Origin of the sequence: Phycicoccus sp. 3266 (genome assembly GCF_031456495.1) — a bacterium.
Classification (GTDB): Bacteria; Actinomycetota; Actinomycetes; order Actinomycetales; family Dermatophilaceae; genus Pedococcus.
The window spans coordinates 807,608-823,453 of sequence record NZ_JAVDUW010000002.1 but is presented as its reverse complement, the minus strand read 5'-3'; the positions used below and the strand labels follow the sequence as shown (position 1 = coordinate 823,453).

Here is a 15,846-nt window from a genome sequence, read left to right as displayed (position 1 = left end):
ACAATTCGACGACGGAATCCGTTGTCAGGGGACTTGCGGACCGTCCCCTTGAGACGCAACTATGTCGGGCGTGACCCGCTCCCCCAACCACTCCCACGAGGCGCGCCTCGATGACGTCGCGAAGGCGATCATCGAGCACCTCCAGGAGGACGGGCGGCAGCCGTACGCGACCATCGCCAAGGCCGTCGGGCTGTCCGAGGCGGCGGTGCGCCAGCGCGTGCAGCGTCTCCTCGACTCCGGCGTCATGCAGATCGTCGCGGTGACCGATCCCCTCCAGGTGGGCTTCCGCCGCCAGGCGATGATCGGCATCCGCGTCGACGGCGACCTCACCGGGGTGGGTGACGCCCTGACCCGGATGCCCGAGGTCGACTACGTCGTCACCACCGCCGGCAGCTTCGACCTGCTGGCGGAGGTCGTCTGCGAGGACGACGACCAGCTCCTGGAGCTGCTCACCAAGCGGGTGCGGACCCTTCCCGGGGTCCAGTCCACCGAGACGTTCGTCTACCTGAAACTCAACAAGCAGCACTACAACTGGGGTACCCGATGACCACTGAGCCCACTGCCGCCTACGAACCCTCGTCCGACCTGCGCACGCCGTCCGGCGCCCTCTACTCCGAGGCCGCTCGCGACCACCTGTGGATGCACTTCACGCGGCACTCGGTGTTCGAGGACCGCAGCGAGGGCGGCCTGGCCCACAGCGTGCCCATCATCGTGCGCGGTGAGGGCCACAAGATCTGGGACGACCGGGGCAACGAGTACATCGACGGCCTCGCCGGGCTGTTCGTCGTCCAGGTCGGCCACGGCCGCACCGAGCTCGCCGAGGCGGCCGCCCGCCAGGCCAAGGACCTCGCGTTCTTCCCGCTCTGGTCCTACGCCCACCCCAAGGCCATCGAGCTCGCCGAGCGCCTCGCCGCCGGCGCCCCCGGCGACCTCAACCGCGTCTTCTTCACCACCGGTGGCGGCGAGGCGGTCGAGACCGCCTGGAAGCTCGCCAAGCAGTACTGGAAGCTCGTCGGCAAGCCGACCAAGCACAAGGTCATCTCCCGCTCGGTGGCCTACCACGGCACGCCCCAGGGGGCGCTGTCGATCACCGGCATCCCGGCGGCCAAGGAGATGTTCGAACCGCTGGTCCCGGGCGCCTTCAAGGTCCCGAACACCAACTCCTACCGGGCTCCCGAGCACCTGCGCGACGACGACAAGGCGTTCGGGCGCTGGGCCGCCGACCGGATCGCGGAGGCCATCGAGTTCGAGGGCCCCGACACGGTCGCCGCCGTCTTCCTCGAGCCGGTGCAGAACTCCGGTGGCTGCTTCCCGCCGCCGCCCGGGTACTTCGAGCGGGTGCGCGAGATCTGCGACGAGTACGACGTGCTGCTCGTGTCCGACGAGGTCATCTGCGCATTCGGCCGGATCGGCTCGATGTTCGCGTGCGACGACTTCAACTACGTGCCGGACATCATCACCTGCGCCAAGGGCATGACCTCCGGCTACTCCCCCATCGGCGCGATGATCGCCAGCGACCGGCTGTTCGAGCCGTTCAAGAAGGGCACGACCTACTTCCCGCACGGATACACCTTCGGTGGCCACCCGGTGTCGGCCGCGGTCGCGATGGAGAACCTCGACATCTTCGAGCGCGAGGGCCTCAACGACCACGTCAAGGACAACGCCCCGCGGTTCCGCGCCACCCTGGAGAAGCTGCTCGACCTGCCGATCGTCGGCGACGTGCGCGGCGCCGGGTACTTCTACGGCATCGAGCTCGTCAAGGACAAGGAGACCCGCGAGACGTTCAACGACGAGGAGTCCGAGCGGCTCCTGCGCGGCTACCTGTCGAAGGCGCTCTTCGACGCCGGCATCTACTGCCGTGCCGACGACCGCGGCGACCCGGTGATCCAGCTCGCCCCGCCGCTGATCATCGGGCAGGCGGAGTTCGACGACATCGAGAGCCGTCTCCGGTCGGTCCTCAAGGACGCCGAGAAGCACCTCTGACGAGCCCCCTTCCCCCGACACCGGGAACCACGTGACCGAGCCCTTGTGGTGGGCGACCGCCACACCGGATCCGTATGCCGCGCAGCCGGTTCCGTCGTCCGCGACGGGACCGGCCGCTGCGGCCGTGCCCGCTCCCGCGACGGCCGGCTCCCCGGCGGTGTCGACCCCAGCCGACGTGCCCCCCTCAGCGGACGTCGTCGTCGTGGGCGGCGGCTTCACCGGCCTGTGGACGGCGTTCTACCTCCTGGCGGCCGAGCCCTCGCTCGACGTCGTGGTGCTCGAGGCCGAGCACGTCGGCTTCGGCGCGAGCGGGCGCAACGGCGGCTGGGTGTCGGCGCTGTGGCCGGTGTCGCCGGAGACCCTCGCCCGCCGGTCGGGTCGCGCTGCGGCCTCGGCCATGCTGGACGCCCTGCGCGACACCGTCGACGAGGTCGGTCGCGCCACGGAATCCGTCGGGGTCGACTGCGGATTCCGCAAGGGCGGCACCCTCGCGCTGGCCCGGTCCTCCGCGCAGGCCGAGCGCGGCCGTGCCGAGGTGCGGCACTCCGACGAGTGGGGCATGGGCACTCGATGGCTCGACGCGGGCGAGGCAGCCGAACGGCTGGCCGCCACCGACGTCCACGGCGCCACGTTCAACCCGCACTGTGCCCGCGTGCACCCGCGCTGGCTGGCCGACGGCCTCGCCCGCGCCGTCCGCGAGCGCGGAGGACGGGTGCTGGAGCGCTCCCGCGTCGCCGACCTCGCCCCCGGCGGGGTGGTCCTCGAGGACGGCCGCACCGTCACCGCCCGGCACGTCATCCGCGCCACCGAGGCGTGGACGGCACGACTGCCCGGCCAGCGCCGCGTGGTGGCCCCGGTCTACTCGCTCATGGTGGCGACCGAGCCGCTGGCGCCCGGGGTGTGGGACTCGATCGGCCTCGCCGGGCACGAGGTCTTCAGCGACCACCGGCACGTCATCGTCTACGGGCAGCGCACCGTCGACGACCGGATCGCGTTCGGTGGCAGGGGCGCCCCGTACCACTTCGGTTCCCGCATCCGACCCGGGTACGACCACGAGGAGCGGGTGTTCGCCGACCTGCACGCCACCCTCACCGGAATGCTGCCGCAGCTCACCGGCGTGAACTTCACCCACGCATGGGGCGGCCCGCTGGGCATCGCGCGCGACTGGCACCCCTCGGTCGGGTACGACCCCGCCACGGGCCTGGGCTGGGCCGGCGGCTACGTCGGTGACGGGGTCGCCGCGACCAACCTCGCCGGCCGCACCCTGGCCGACCTCGTCCTGGGGCGGCGGACCCCGGTGACCGAGCTGCCCTGGGTCGGGCACCGCAGCCGCCGCTGGGAGCCCGAGCCGCTGCGCTGGCTCGGCGTCAACGCCGGGCTCCGGCTCGCCTCCGCGGCAGACGCCGAGGAGTCGCGCACGGGCCGGCCGGCGCGCCTGGGGCGGGCGCTGTCGGCGCTGACCGGGCACTAGGACACACTGACCGCGTGGCCCTCGACCCCGCAGCCCTGTCCCCAGCCGCGCTCGACTTCCTCACCGAGCGCCACCTGGCGACGCTGACGACGCTGCGCCCGGACGGCTCGCCCCACGTGGTCCCGGTCGGCTTCACCTGGGACGGCGAGCGGCGCCTGGTCCGGGTCATCACGAGCGGGGAGTCCCGCAAGGCGCGCAACGCCGCCCTCGGGGGCCGGGCCGTCGTCTGCCAGGTGGAGGGGCGCCACTGGATCGCGCTGGAGGGCGTGGCAACCGTGCGCACCGAGCCAGAGGCCGTCGCCGACGCCGTGCAGCGGTATGCCGCCCGCTACCGGACGCCCCGCGAGAACCCCGCCCGCGTCGTGGTCGAGATCGCCGTCGACCGCATCCTCGGCAACGTCTGAGCCGGCGCCCTACAGTCGCCCCGTGGAGCCGGAGGAGATCGAGACCCTCACCGACCTCGAGTCGGCCCTCGACTCCGGCGCGCCGTTGTCCGGCCTGCGGCTGCAGGACCTGGACCTCACGGCATACGAGGACCGGCTGCTCGCACGCACGGACGTCGCCGGGCTCGTGGTCCTCGGCGGACGCCTGTCCCCCGCCCTCAACGCGCACCTGGGCAAGCACCACGCCCTCGTCTTCCCCACCGACCCCCGGGCGCCCGTCGACCCCTACCGCTCGCGGCTGTACAGCCCGCAGGAGCTGTATGCCGGCCTCGACGAGGGCGGCTACGACGTCACCCCCGACGCCCGCGCCTACCGGTGGACCCGCCGCGGCTCGCTGCGGCACGACGCGTTCGTCACCCTGCTGCGCGCGATCCACGACGACTCGGTCACGGACGCCCTCACCGAGTTCATCGCGGGCCGGCCGGTCGTGGGCGTCATGGGCGGGCACGCCCTCGCGCGGGGCTCCACCTCGTACGCCCGGGCGGCAGCCTGCGGCCACGCGCTGGCGACCGCGGGGCTCATGGTCGCCACCGGCGGAGGGCCGGGCGCCATGGAGGCCGCGAACCTCGGCGCCCTGGCGACCGACGGAGCCGCCCTCGCGGAGGCGCTGGAGCGGCTCGGGGCCGTCCCGTCCTTCCGTCCCTCGATCACCGAGTGGGCCCGGCTGGCGCTGCAGGTGCGTGACGGCCTGGCCCGCCGCGACACCCCGGCCAGCATCGGCATCCCCACGTGGTTCTACGGGCACGAGCCGCCGAACGTGTTCTGCGACGCCGTCGCGAAGTACTTCTCGAACGCGATCCGCGAGGACGGCCTGCTCGCCCGGTGCACCGCGGGGCTCGTCGTCCTCGAGGGTGCGGCCGGCACGGTGCAGGAGGTGTTCCAGGCGGTGACTCCGCTGTACTACGCCACCGGGGAGGTCGTCCTCCCTCGGCTCGTGCTCGTCGGCCACGAGTACTGGACCGACACGGTGCCGGTCTGGTCGGCCGTGCAGGCCCTCGGGCGTGGCCGCGGGCTCGGGGCCGCCGTCCACCTGGTCGACACCGTCGAGGAGGCCGCCGCCGTCATCGTCGACGGGATGGCTCCCCCGACCTCCTGACGCCGTGGCTGCGATCCTCGGGCTGTCGTCGTCAGTCGAACCCATGCGACCGACTCCTCCGCCCTCCGGTCCTCGCTCGCTGGCGCTCGCTGCGATCCTCGGGCTGTCGTCGTCAGTCGAAGACGATGGTGCGGCGGCCGCGCAGCACCACCCGGTGCTCGGCGTGCCAGCGCAGGGCACGCGCGAACGCCATCGCCTCCAGCTCCTGCCCGACCGACGCCAGCTCCGCGGGCGTCATCCGGTGGTCGACCCGGCGGAAGTCCTGCTCGATGATCGGGCCCTCGTCCAGGTCCTCGGTGACGTAGTGGGCCGTCGCGCCGATCACCTTCACGCCGCGGTCGTGCGCCTGGGTGTACGGCTTGGCGCCCTTGAAGCTCGGCAGCAGCGAGTGGTGGATGTTGATGACCCGGCCCGGGAAGTCCGCGCACAGCTGCGGCGACAGGACCTGCATGTACCGTGCCAGCGCGATCGTGTCGGCGTCGTGCTCGCGGACCAGCCGGCGCAGCTCGTCCTCCGCAGCCGGCTTCGTCGCAGGCGTGACGGGCACGTGGTGGAACGGCACCCCGTGCCACGCGGCGAGCTCGCGGAAGTCCTCGTGGTTCGACACGATCGCCGGCACCTCGATCGGCAGCGACCCGGTCTGGACGCGGAACAGCACGTCGTTGAGGCAGTGCCCCTGCCGGCTCACCAGGACCAGCACCCGCGGGCGGCGGGCGAGGTCGTGGACGGCGGCCGTCATCGCGAACCGCTGCGCCAGGGGCGCCACGGCCGCCTCCACCTCCGCGACGTCGAGGGGCTCCCCCTCGCGGGCCAGGTGCATCCGCAGGTGGAACTCCCCCGACGACGCGTCGGCGAACTGCTGGCTGTCGACGATCGTCATCGCCAGGTCGAGGGCCACCCCGGTGACGGCGTGGACGATGCCGCGCTGGTCGGGGCAGGAGACCGTGAGGACGAACTCGCGGCCGGCGTCGGGACCTGCGGGGACGGGCTGGTGCTGCACGGCCACAGCGTAGGGCGCGCCCACGCCCGCCCGGCCGGTCCGTCCACGCCCGGGGAGGCCTCCCCATTGTCGGGCGTCGGAGGTGGTGCGAGGGTTCGACGCAGACACGCAGGGGAGGAGCAGGGCATGCAGACCAACGACGGACATGGCGGGGGCGGGCACTCCGAGCGGTTCAGGGTCGAGCCCGAGGTGGTGCGCGCCATGGGCTCGAAGCTGGTCGACTACGGGACCCAGTGCGGCGAGGCGCGGTCGTATGCCGCGGCCAACCTCAAGCTCGAGGGGGACGGCGGGGCGGTGATGACCAGCTTCATCGGCTGGATCTACGACCTCGACGGCGCCCTGTCGGAGTTCTTCACCGACCTCGAGCGCGTGGTCGGCGACTCCGGGACGGGCCTGCGCCAGGCGGCCAGGCTCTACCGGCAGCTCGACCACGACGCCGCCGTCCGCCTCGACCGCGCGTACTGGAGCCACTGACATGCGGGCGGCCCTCGACGGAGGCGGAGGCGGCTACCCTGCGGCGAACCTCATCACGCCCTACCCCTCGCAGCCCATCGGCGAGGAGTGGGACACCATCACCGGATTCGTCGGCCGGATCCCCTCGCTCGGCCACTTCGGCTGGAAGGCCTTCGAGCTCGTGAGCGGCGAGGACATCCCGGCGTACTGGGCCGACAAGCTGGCCGGCAACTGGGACGAGGTGGCGACGTGCGCCGCCGCGGCCCGCAACCTGGGTGACTTCTGCGGCTCGCTGGCCACCGGGATCAGCGGGCAGGTCCAGGTGGCCCGCCAGGACTGGACCGGCGAGGCGGCCGAGGCCATGGAGGTCTACTTCGCCGGCCTGACCGCCCAGCTCGACACGATGAAGGACAACCTGCAGTCCCTCGCCGACGACTGTGACACGACGGCCTTCGGCATCCGCCACTGCTACACGGCCGTCGAGAACATCGTCGAGTCGCTCATGGACGCCCTCATCGGCATCTGCATCGCCCTCGCCGCCGCAGCCGCGGGCAGCTGGACCGGGATCGGCGGCCTGCTCGGGGCCGCCGGGGTCGGCGCCGGCGTGACCTTCGCGATCTCGCTCGTCAACGACGCGATCGGCGCGATGGAGACGGCCTTCCAGCTGGCCGACGGCATCATGGCCGTCTTCCCGGCGACCCTGGGCCTGGTGAAGTCGACCCAGGTGGTGCAGATCGCGTCCCACGGGTACATCAACAACCTGGTGGACGGGTGAGCGCCGACGGCACGGCGCCCGGACCCGGCAGCGGCAGCACCCCCGACCCTGCCGGGTCCGGGCGGCCGCCGCTGCTGCCCCACGCGGGGGCGGCGAACCCCGCGCTAGACCGGCTGGTCCGGGAGAACCTGCGCCGGCTGGCCGAGGTCACCGAGGACCCGGGGCTGCGGCGCCGCATGGCGGAGGTCGTCGACGGGCGGGCCTCCCTGCGTGAGCTCGCCTTCAGCGGCGACTTCCAGGCCTTCCTCGAGCCCCTCGTGGAGTCCGGCCTGGAGCACTGGCAGTCCCTGCCCGAGTCCGAGCGCGAGGCGTATGCCGAGCAGGGCCTGCACGGGCACCTGCCGGTGCAGGACGACGCAGCCACCGACCCACCCGCCGGCAGCGCGGGCCCTGACGTCGGGGACCCTGATGGCGCGGGCGGTGACGACCGGGGTCGACGGCCCGACGGTCGGGGCGGCGACGGTCGGGGGCCGGCCGGGACCTGGTGAGGCCCGCCTAGGCGGTGGCGGCAGCCAGCTGGCCGCAGGCCCCGTCGATGTCCTGCCCGCGGGTGTCGCGGATCGTCGTCGGGACGCCGTGGGCACGCAGCCGCTCGACGAACTGCTGCTCCACGCCGGGACGCGATGCCGTCCACTTCGACCCGGGTGTCGGGTTGAGCGGGATCGGGTTGACGTGCACCCAGCCGCGGCCCCGGGCGGCGAGCTTCTCGCCGAGCAGGTCCGCGCGCCACGCCTGGTCGTTGATGTCGCGGATCAGGGCGTACTCGATGCTGACGCGGCGCCCGGTGGTCTCGTAGTAGCGGTGGGCGGCGTCGAGGGCCTCGTCCACCTTCCACCGGGTGTTGATCGGCACGAGCTCGTTGCGCAGCTCGTCGTCGGGGGCGTGCAGCGACAGGGCCAGCGTGACCGGGATGCCCTCGCCGGCCAGCTTGTCGATGGCCGGCACGAGCCCGACCGTCGACATCGTGATCCCGCGGGCCGACATGCCGAGCCCGTCGGGGGCGGGGTCGGTCATGCGGCGGATCGCGCCGATGGCGGCCTTGTAGTTGGCCAGCGCCTCGCCCATGCCCATGAAGACGACGTTCGAGATCCGGGTGGGGCCGGCGACCTCGGCCGGTCCGTCCTCGTCGCCGAGCTCGGCGCCCTCGGAGGCGCCCACGCTGGGGGCCAGGTCGCCGCGGCGCAGCTGCCGCGCGGCATACACCACCTGCTCGACGATCTCGGCGGCGGACATGTTGCGGGTGAGGCCGGCCTGGCCCGTCGCGCAGAACGGGCAGTTCATGCCGCAGCCGGCCTGGCTGGAGATGCAGATGGTCACCCGGCGCGGGTACCGCATGAGCACCGACTCGACGATCGCACCGTCGTGCAGCCGCCAGGCCGACTTGATGGTGGCGCCGTCGTCGGCCGTGCGCTGGACGAGCGGGGTGAGCAGTGGCGGCAGCAGGTCGCGGACGAGGTCGTCGCGGATCGCCTTGGGCAGGTCGGTCATCTCCTCCGGCGACTCCACGAGCCGCTCGAAGTAGTGGGTCGACAGCTGCTTGGCGCGGAAGCCCTTGTGGCCGAGGGCCTCGACGGCCTCCTTGCGCTCGGCCGGCGTGAGGTCGGCGAGGTGGCGCGGAGGCTTGCCCCGGCGGGGCGCCGAGAAGGTCAGCTGGCCCGGGCGCGGGCGCCCGGTCGTGGGCTCGGGCAGGTCGGTGGTCACGGGACCGCCACCACGAGCACGGCCCACGCGAGCGGTGCGACGAGCAGGAGGGAGTCGAGGCGGTCCATGATGCCGCCGTGGCCGGGGAGGATGTTGCTCATGTCCTTGATGCCGAGGTCTCGCTTGATGGTGGACTCCGTGAGGTCGCCGACGGTGGCGGCGACGGCGGCAGCCGCCCCCAGTGCCGCCCCGGCCCACCAGGGCCCGTCGAGCAGGAGGACGACGGCCGCGGCGCCGCCGACCACGCAGGTGAGCACCGAGCCGGCGAAGCCCTCCCAGGACTTCTTGGGGCTGACCGACGGTGCCATCGGGTGGCGACCGAACAGGACGCCGAACGCGTAGCCGCCGACGTCGCTGAGCACCGTCACGAGGATGAACACGACGACCCGCTGCGCCCCCTTGTCGGCGGCGAGCAGCAGCCCGGCGAAGCCCGCGAGGAAGCCCGGGTAGACCGCGACGAGGAACCCGCCGGCGATGTCGCGCACAGCGCCCTGGACGCCGTCGGCGACGCGCCACAGCAGGATCCCGACGCAGGTGAGGCCCAGCGTGACCACGAGCGCCTGCCCGCCGCCGATGTAGGCGGACAGCACCATGCTCACGCCGCCCACGAGGGTGGGCACGAGCGGCAGGTGGATCGCCGCGCGGGTCAGGGCCCGGCGCAGCTCCCACACGCCGACCGCGATCGCGGCCGCGACGACGACGAGCATCAGCTCCTTGCGGAAGACCAGCGAGGCGATGACGACCGCCCCCAGGCTGACGCCGACCCCGACGGCAGCGGGGAGGTTGCGCCCGGCCCGTGACGGCGCAGGCCCCGGGGCCGAGCGCGACGACGCGCGGCGACCCGGCTCCGGCGCGGGCGCGGGGTCGTCGCCCCGGCCCGCGTCGCGGCGGGTGCTGCGGGACTCGGGGGTGGTCACGGTCGGCTCCACGTCGGGCGGGTGAGCTTCCTCAGACCTCGAGGAGCTCGGCCTCCTTGCCCTTGAGCAGCTCGTCGACGTGGTCGACGTACTTCTTGGTCGTGGCGTCGAGCTCCTTCTCGCCACGCGTGCCGTCGTCCTCGCCGACCTCGCCGTCCTTGACGAGCTTGTCCAGCTCGTCCTTGGCCTTGCGACGGATGTTGCGGATGGAGACCTTGGCCTCCTCGCCCTTGTGGCGCGCGAGCTTGATGTAGTCCCTGCGGCGCTCCTCGGTGAGCTGGGGCAGCACACAGCGGATGACGTTGCCGTCGTTGCTGGGGTTCACGCCGAGGTCGGAGTCCCGGAGGGTCTTCTCGATCTCGTGCATCGCCGACTTGTCGAACGGCGTGATGAGGATCGTGCGCGCCTCGGGCGTCTGGAAGGACGCGAGCTGCTGCAGCGGGGTCGGGGCGCCGTAGTAGTCGACGGTGAGCTTGTTGAACATGCCGGGGGTGGCCCGGCCGGTGCGGATGCCCGCGAAGTCCTCCTTGGCGACCTCGACGGCCTTCTCCATCTTCTCCTCGGCCTCGAGAAGGGTTTCCTCGATCATGTCCATGCTCCTTGTCGGGCACCGCGCTGGTGGGCGGCGCCGGGATGTGGTCGGTGTGCCAGGGGGCGGGCTCGGCACGTCACCCGGGGGTGACCAGCGTTCCGATCTTCTCACCACGCAGCGCCCGCACGACGTTGCCCTCACCCTCCATGCCGAACACGACCATGGGCAGCTTGTTGTCCATGCAGAGGCTGAAGGCGGCGGCGTCCACGACGCGCAGGCCCCGCTGGAGGGCCTCCTCGTACGTGATCTCGTCGTACTTGGTGGCGTCGGGGTTCGTCCGCGGGTCGGAGTCGTAGACCCCGTCGACGCCGTTCTTGCTCATGAGCACGGCGTCGCACTTGATCTCCAGCGCACGCTGGGCGGAGACGGTGTCGGTGGAGAAGTACGGCATGCCGGCGCCGGCACCGAAGATGACCACGCGGCCCTTCTCGAGGTGGCGGATCGCCCGGCGCGGGATGTACGGCTCGGCGACCTGACCCATCGTGATCGCGGTCTGGACCCGCGTCTCGATGCCCTCCTTCTCGAGGAAGTCCTGCAGGGCCAGGCAGTTCATGACCGTGCCCAGCATGCCCATGTAGTCGGCGCGGGTGCGGTCCAGGCCCTGCTGCTGCAGCTCGGCGCCGCGGAAGAAGTTGCCACCGCCGATGACGACGGCCACCTCGATGCCCTCGCGCACGGACTGGGCGATCTGGCGGGCGACGGCCCGGACGACGTCGGGGGCCAGGCCGATCTTGCCGCCTCCGAACACCTCACCCGAGAGCTTGAGGAGCACCCGGCGGGAGTGCCCAGAGTGCGCGGCGGGTGTGGTCTGCTCGGGCGCAGCGGTCACGGCAGCTCCTTGGAAGTCGTCGGGCGGTCACCGCATGATTCCACACTCGACCGGCCTCAGCCGAACAGCGGGAACCGCGCAGCGTCCGCCCCGAGCAGGGCGCGCTCCCCCGCGTCGAGGGCCGTGCGCCCCGTGCCCTTGCGGGCGTACGTGGCGTCGTCCCACTCGACGGGGACGGGGTGGCCGAGCAGGCCGTCGAGCACCTCCCGCACGCAGCGCAGCGGCACCGGGGGCGGGCTCGGCGCCTGCGGCAGCCGGGCAGCGAGGTCGAGCCGGTGGACGGCCGCCTCGACCACGAGGGTGTGGACGAAGTCGGGCACCGCCAGCACGTGCCCCTGGGTGGCCACGTGGTCGGCGGGGTCGGCGTGCCGCACCGCCGCCAGCGCCCCCTGCACGGTGTCGTCCCAGTGCCGCAGGAGCCCGGTCGGGGACGCGTATGCGGCGGCCGCCCTCCGCACGTAGGCCGCGTGGTCATCGGCGCCCGGCAGCCCCGGCTGCTGGCCGGACCAGTACGTCACCCGGTCGGTGTCCGCGGGGCCCGGCCCGGGGTCCGCGAGGACGACCAGGGCCCGCTGCGCGTCGAGCATGAGGTGGAAGGACAGGTCGAGGACGGTCCAGCCGGGCAGGTCGGTGGCGGTCCGCAGGCCTGTGGGGTCCAGGCTCCCCACCAGGTCGAGGGTCTCCAGCCACGCCTGTGCCAGCACGTCCCCCAGGTCCTCCATCCGGGCGAGTCTGGCAGAGTGGCAGCCCACCCACCTGCGAAGGAGCCTTGGATGAGGTCTGGAATCCTGCCCGGTCACCGCGACGAGTCCGTCCGCCCCCAGGACGACCTGTTCCGGCACGCCAACGGCACCTGGGTCGCCCAGACCGAGATCCCCGGAGACCGCGGCCGGTACGGCACCTTCGACATGCTCCGCGAGCAGTCCGACGAGCGCGTGCGCCGGCTCATCGAGCGTGCCGCCGCCGACACGACTGCCGAGCCCGGCTCGGCGACGCGCAAGGTGGGCGACCTCTACAACTCCTTCATGGACGAGGCGCGCGTCGAGCAGCTCGGCCTCGAGCCGATCCGCGAGCACCTCGCGCTCATCGGCAGGACCACGGCGACCGACGAGCTGTTCCGCACCATGGGCCGCCTCCAGCGCATCGGCGTCCCCGGCCTGCTCAACATGGGTGTCGCACCCGACGCCAAGAACCCCGACGAGTACATCGTCTACCTCGGCCAGGGCGGCCTGGGGCTGCCGGACGAGTCGTACTACCGCGAGGAGCGGCACGCGGCGGTCCGCGAGGCGTACCTGCCGTTCGTCGCCAAGCTCCTGTCGATGGCGGGCATCGGCGACGGCTCGACCGCCGAGGGCTCCCCCGCAGCCGCGGTGGTGGCGCTGGAGACCAAGATCGCGAAGCACCACTGGGACAACGTGGCCACCCGCGACGCGGTCAAGACGTACAACCCGTACAACTTCTACGACCTCGAGGAACTCGCCCCCGACGTCATGTGGGTCGACTGGGCCCGTGGCCTGAAGGCCCGCGACGCGGTCGAGGACGTCATCGTCGGCGAGCCCAGCTTCCTCGAGGGTGTCTCGGTGCTGCTCGACGAGGAGCTCATCGACCACTGGGTGTGGTGGCAGAGCTTCCACCTCCTGCGCTGGGCCGCCCCGCTGCTGAGCAAGGAGTGGGTCGACACCGAGTTCGACTTCACCGGCCGCGTCATCTCCGGCCTGCCGCAGAACCGCGAGCGGTGGAAGCGCGGCGTCTCCCTCGTCGAGGGCGCGATCGGCGAGGCCGTGGGCCAGCTGTATGCCGCGGAGTTCTTCCCGCCCGCTGCCAAGGAGCGGATGCTCGAGCTCGTCGGCAACCTCGTCGAGGCGTTCCGCCGCTCCTTCGAGGGCCTCGACTGGATGGGCCCGGAGACCCGCGCCCAGGCCCTGGAGAAGCTGGCGGCCTTCACCCCGAAGGTCGGCTACCCCGACCGCTGGCGCGACTACTCCTCGCTCGTCATCGATGACGACCTGTTCGGGAACGTGCGCCGCGCGGCGGAGTTCGAGTTCCAACGCCAGCTCGACAAGCTCGGCGGCCCCATCGACCGGGACGAGTGGCTGATGCTGCCGCAGACGGTCAACGCGTACTACCACCCGCTCATGAACGAGATCGTCTTCCCCGCGGGGATCCTCCAGCCGCCGTTCTTCGACCTCGAGGCCGACGACGCCGTGAACTACGGCGGCATCGGCGCGGTGATCGGGCACGAGATCGGCCACGGCTTCGACGACCAGGGCTCGCGCTACGACGCCAAGGGCGCCCTGCGCGACTGGTGGACCGAGGAGGACCGCAAGCGGTTCGACGAGCGGACCCAGGCGCTGATCGCCCAGTTCGACGAGCTGTCCCCGCTGGCCGCCCCCGATGAGAAGGTCAACGGTGCGCTCACGGTCGGCGAGAACATCGGCGACCTCGGCGGCCTCGCGATCGGCTACGCGGCATACTGCATCGCCACCGAGGGCCAGGAGGTGCCGGAGCTCGACGGGTACACCGGGGCCCAGCGGTTCTTCCTCGGCTGGGCGCAGGTCTGGTCGGGCAAGGCCCGGCCGGAGGAGGCCAAGCGGCTGCTCGCGGTCGACCCGCACTCCCCCACGGAGGTGCGCGCCAACGCCGTGCGGAACTGCGACGAGTTCCACGAGGCGTTCGGCGTCAGCGAGGGCGACGGGATGTGGCTGGCGCCGCAGGACCGCGTCCACATCTTCTGAGGCGGGAGCGCCGATGAGCGAGGAGCGTGAGGTCCTCACCTGGGAGCTGTTCGGGACGGCGGTGCGCGAGCTGGCGACGGCGGTCGCGACTGACTACCGGCCCGACATGGTCCTGTCGATCGCCCGCGGCGGCCTGCTCATCGGCGGTGGCCTCGGCTACGCCCTCGGGGTGAAGAACACGTACACCATGAACGTGGAGTTCTACACCGGTGTCGACGAGCGCCTCGAGGTACCGCGGATCCTCCCGCCCGCACCCGACTTCGTGGACCTGCACGACGCCCGGATCCTCATCGCCGACGACGTCGCCGACACCGGGCACACGCTCCGGTCGGTGCAGGAGTTCTGCGCCGGCAAGGTGGGCGAGGTGCGCACGGCGGTCATCTACGAGAAGCCGCACTCGGTCGTGAAGTGCGACTACGTCTGGCGGCGCACCGACCGCTGGATCAACTTCCCGTGGAGCGACAAGCCGCCCGTGACGCAGGACCCAGACACCGTGCTCGACGCCTGAGTCAGAACCCGGCGTTCCGGAGCACGAACTCCGTCTCGGTGTCGCGCCCGCCCTGCGGGTCGGGGGCCTCCGAGGCGGGCTGGGTCGTCACCAGCGCCTCAGGCGGCACCCGGGCGGGCAGCTTCGTGAAGTCCGGCAGCTCGCGGCGCTGCGGCGCCGCCGCCGGCGTGCGGGTCCTCTTCCCCATGACGCGAGTATGCCGGGTGTCCGGCACTCGTAGGGCCACGAACCTCTGCTAGCAGAGGTTCGTGCACTCAGCGCAGGTTGGAGCCTGTGCTGGGCGCACCAGGGTCTGCTAGCAGAGGTTCGTGCACCCAGCGCAGGTTCAACCCTCTGCTGGGCGGGCCAAGGTCTGCTAGCAGAGGTTCGCGCCGCCACAGCCAGCACCCGGGAGCACCCCGGCCTCCGCTCGGCCTCACCAGGCCCCGCGGCATACCGACAACGCGAGCGGGGCCCCTCACCGCGGACGGTGAGGGGCCCCGCTGGGGTGTCGCTGGAGGGCGTCAGTTGTTGCCGACGCGGTAGCGCGCGAAGGACGACACGGACGCGCCGGCCTCCTCGAGCACCTTGGCGACGGTCTTCTTGGCGTCCTTGGCGAACGCCTGCTCGAGCAGGACGTTCTCCTTGAAGAAGCCGTTGACGCGGCCCTCGACGATCTTCGGGAGGGCGGCCTCGGGCTTGCCCTCCTCCTTCGCGGTGGCCTCGGCGACGCGACGCTCGTTCTCGACCGTCTCGGCCGGGACCTCGTCGCGGGTCAGCACGGTGGGGCTGAACGCGGCGATGTGCATCGCGACGTCGCGGATGACGGCCTCGTCACCCTCGCCACCGACCAGGACGCCGATCTGCGCAGGCAGGTCGGGGCTGGTCTTGTGCAGGTAGGACACGACGACCGGGGCCTCGACGCGGGCAACGCGCTTGACCTCGATCTTCTCGCCGATGGTGGCGTTGGCGCCGTCGAGCAGGTCCTGGACGGTCGAGCCGTCCTCGAGGGTGCTCTTGAGCAGGGCGTCGGCGTCGGCCGCGCCGGAGGCGACGGCCTGGGCCAGGACCTGGTCGGCGAGCGCGATGAACGGCGCGCTCTTGGCGACGAAGTCGGTCTCGCAGAGGACCTCGACGAGGGTGCCCGTGCCATCCGCGGCCTGGGCGGCGACCAGGCCGTTGGAGGTGGTGCGGCCCTCGCGCTTGGTGACGCCCTTGAGGCCCTTGACGCGCAGGATCTCGGTCGCCTTGGCGCGGTCGCCGTCGGCCTCGTCGAGCGCCTTCTTGACGTCGAGCATGCCGGCGCCGGTGGACTCGCGCAGGGCCTTGATGTCAGCGGCGGTGTAGTTCGCCATGGATGTACT

Annotated in this window: 18 protein-coding genes; 10 read left to right on the top strand and 8 right to left on the bottom strand. The window is 72.3% G+C overall.

The genetic code is table 11. The features are described 5' to 3' along the window. Positions 1-61 precede the first annotated feature (61 nt). From J2X64_RS13765 to J2X64_RS13745, 5 genes are all read left to right on the top strand, one after another. Positions 62-547, top strand: a complete 486-nt coding sequence (locus J2X64_RS13765; protein ID WP_397444052.1) for an Lrp/AsnC family transcriptional regulator — start codon at positions 62-64, stop codon at positions 545-547. Beyond that, positions 544-1,983 carry an aspartate aminotransferase family protein gene (locus J2X64_RS13760; RefSeq protein ID WP_310155486.1) on the top strand — a complete coding sequence of 480 codons (1,440 nt, stop codon included), beginning with the start codon at positions 544-546 and terminating at the stop codon, positions 1,981-1,983. The genes J2X64_RS13765 and J2X64_RS13760 overlap by 4 nt, the downstream gene beginning before the upstream one ends. Before the next feature lie 175 nt (positions 1,984-2,158). After that, a complete protein-coding gene (locus J2X64_RS13755) occupies positions 2,159-3,454 on the top strand; it encodes an FAD-dependent oxidoreductase (protein WP_310155484.1) in 1,296 nt (431 codons plus the stop codon). A 14-nt stretch (positions 3,455-3,468) separates the two neighbouring features. Further along, positions 3,469-3,858 (top strand): PPOX class F420-dependent oxidoreductase, encoded by a 390-nt coding sequence (locus J2X64_RS13750; protein WP_310155481.1) that lies wholly within the window; start codon positions 3,469-3,471, stop codon positions 3,856-3,858. A 22-nt stretch (positions 3,859-3,880) separates the two neighbouring features. Next, positions 3,881-4,993 carry a Rossmann fold nucleotide-binding protein gene (locus tag J2X64_RS13745; RefSeq protein ID WP_310155479.1) on the top strand — a complete coding sequence of 371 codons (1,113 nt, stop codon included), beginning with the start codon at positions 3,881-3,883 and terminating at the stop codon, positions 4,991-4,993. Between the two features lie 112 nt (positions 4,994-5,105). On the opposite strand, the gene purU is transcribed toward J2X64_RS13745, so the two are convergent. Further along, positions 5,106-5,993, bottom strand: a complete 888-nt coding sequence (gene purU / locus J2X64_RS13740) for a formyltetrahydrofolate deformylase (protein ID WP_310155476.1) — start codon at positions 5,991-5,993, stop codon at positions 5,106-5,108. Positions 5,994-6,119: 126 nt separating this feature from the next. Between purU and J2X64_RS13735 the strand changes: the two genes are divergently transcribed. Genes J2X64_RS13735 through J2X64_RS13725 form a run of 3 tightly spaced genes read left to right on the top strand, consistent with a single transcriptional unit; the run spans position 6,120 to position 7,709 of the window. Continuing rightward, a complete protein-coding gene (locus J2X64_RS13735) occupies positions 6,120-6,467 on the top strand; it encodes a hypothetical protein (protein WP_310155473.1) in 348 nt (115 codons plus the stop codon). 1 nt (position 6,468) lies between these two features. Beyond that, positions 6,469-7,221, top strand: a complete 753-nt coding sequence (locus J2X64_RS13730; protein ID WP_310155472.1) for a hypothetical protein — start codon at positions 6,469-6,471, stop codon at positions 7,219-7,221. After that, entirely contained in the window at positions 7,218-7,709 is a 492-nt protein-coding gene (locus J2X64_RS13725; protein ID WP_310155469.1) for a hypothetical protein, read from the top strand. The genes J2X64_RS13730 and J2X64_RS13725 overlap by 4 nt, the downstream gene beginning before the upstream one ends. A gap of 7 nt (positions 7,710-7,716) precedes the next feature. Here the strand turns inward: J2X64_RS13725 and rlmN are convergent, their stop codons facing one another. From rlmN to J2X64_RS13700, 5 genes are all read right to left on the bottom strand, one after another. Further along, complete coding sequence (gene rlmN / locus J2X64_RS13720) at positions 7,717-8,922, bottom strand: 23S rRNA (adenine(2503)-C(2))-methyltransferase RlmN (RefSeq protein WP_310155467.1); 1,206 nt, start codon at positions 8,920-8,922, stop codon at positions 7,717-7,719. Further along, on the bottom strand, positions 8,919-9,839 hold the full coding sequence (locus tag J2X64_RS13715) for a phosphatidate cytidylyltransferase (protein ID WP_310155464.1): 921 nt from the start codon (positions 9,837-9,839) through the stop codon (positions 8,919-8,921). The genes rlmN and J2X64_RS13715 overlap by 4 nt, the downstream gene beginning before the upstream one ends. Positions 9,840-9,870: 31 nt before the next feature. Continuing rightward, positions 9,871-10,428: a ribosome recycling factor gene (gene frr / locus J2X64_RS13710; protein WP_310155461.1), complete on the bottom strand. Its 558-nt coding sequence runs from the start codon at positions 10,426-10,428 to the stop codon at positions 9,871-9,873. Positions 10,429-10,507: 79 nt separating this feature from the next. Beyond that, complete coding sequence (gene pyrH, locus J2X64_RS13705; protein WP_310155459.1) at positions 10,508-11,260, bottom strand: UMP kinase; 753 nt, start codon at positions 11,258-11,260, stop codon at positions 10,508-10,510. Positions 11,261-11,316: 56 nt separating this feature from the next. Further along, positions 11,317-11,982: a maleylpyruvate isomerase N-terminal domain-containing protein gene (locus J2X64_RS13700; protein ID WP_310155454.1), complete on the bottom strand. Its 666-nt coding sequence runs from the start codon at positions 11,980-11,982 to the stop codon at positions 11,317-11,319. A gap of 51 nt (positions 11,983-12,033) precedes the next feature. Between J2X64_RS13700 and J2X64_RS13695 the strand changes: the two genes are divergently transcribed. Both J2X64_RS13695 and J2X64_RS13690 read left to right on the top strand, forming a co-directional pair. After that, positions 12,034-13,995 carry a M13-type metalloendopeptidase gene (locus J2X64_RS13695; RefSeq protein ID WP_310155451.1) on the top strand — a complete coding sequence of 654 codons (1,962 nt, stop codon included), beginning with the start codon at positions 12,034-12,036 and terminating at the stop codon, positions 13,993-13,995. Positions 13,996-14,008: 13 nt separating this feature from the next. Continuing rightward, positions 14,009-14,503 (top strand): phosphoribosyltransferase family protein, encoded by a 495-nt coding sequence (locus tag J2X64_RS13690; protein ID WP_310155447.1) that lies wholly within the window; start codon positions 14,009-14,011, stop codon positions 14,501-14,503. 1 nt (position 14,504) lies between these two features. On the opposite strand, the gene J2X64_RS13685 is transcribed toward J2X64_RS13690, so the two are convergent. Continuing rightward, entirely contained in the window at positions 14,505-14,690 is a 186-nt protein-coding gene (locus J2X64_RS13685; RefSeq protein WP_310155444.1) for a hypothetical protein, read from the bottom strand. Between the two features lie 316 nt (positions 14,691-15,006). Beyond that, the gene (tsf, locus tag J2X64_RS13680; RefSeq protein ID WP_310155441.1) at positions 15,007-15,837 is read right to left on the bottom strand and encodes a translation elongation factor Ts; all 831 of its coding nucleotides are present in this window, start codon (positions 15,835-15,837) and stop codon (positions 15,007-15,009) included. Positions 15,838-15,846: the final 9 nt, after the last annotated feature.

What these genes read in the sequence shown, in the direction of transcription:
- J2X64_RS13765 (WP_397444052.1), top strand. Translation starts at nt 62, where the DNA reads ATGTCGGGCGTGACCCGCTCCCCCAACCACTCCCACGAGGCGCGCCTC.
- J2X64_RS13760 (WP_310155486.1), top strand. Translation starts at nt 544, where the DNA reads ATGACCACTGAGCCCACTGCCGCCTACGAACCCTCGTCCGACCTGCGC.
- J2X64_RS13735 (WP_310155473.1), top strand. Translation starts at nt 6,120, where the DNA reads ATGCAGACCAACGACGGACATGGCGGGGGCGGGCACTCCGAGCGGTTC.
- J2X64_RS13730 (WP_310155472.1), top strand. Translation starts at nt 6,469, where the DNA reads ATGCGGGCGGCCCTCGACGGAGGCGGAGGCGGCTACCCTGCGGCGAAC.
- frr (WP_310155461.1), bottom strand. Translation starts at nt 10,428, where the DNA reads ATGATCGAGGAAACCCTTCTCGAGGCCGAGGAGAAGATGGAGAAGGCC.
- J2X64_RS13700 (WP_310155454.1), bottom strand. Translation starts at nt 11,982, where the DNA reads ATGGAGGACCTGGGGGACGTGCTGGCACAGGCGTGGCTGGAGACCCTC.
- J2X64_RS13695 (WP_310155451.1), top strand. Translation starts at nt 12,034, where the DNA reads ATGAGGTCTGGAATCCTGCCCGGTCACCGCGACGAGTCCGTCCGCCCC.
- J2X64_RS13690 (WP_310155447.1), top strand. Translation starts at nt 14,009, where the DNA reads ATGAGCGAGGAGCGTGAGGTCCTCACCTGGGAGCTGTTCGGGACGGCG.
- J2X64_RS13685 (WP_310155444.1), bottom strand. Translation starts at nt 14,690, where the DNA reads ATGGGGAAGAGGACCCGCACGCCGGCGGCGGCGCCGCAGCGCCGCGAG.
- tsf (WP_310155441.1), bottom strand. Translation starts at nt 15,837, where the DNA reads ATGGCGAACTACACCGCCGCTGACATCAAGGCCCTGCGCGAGTCCACC.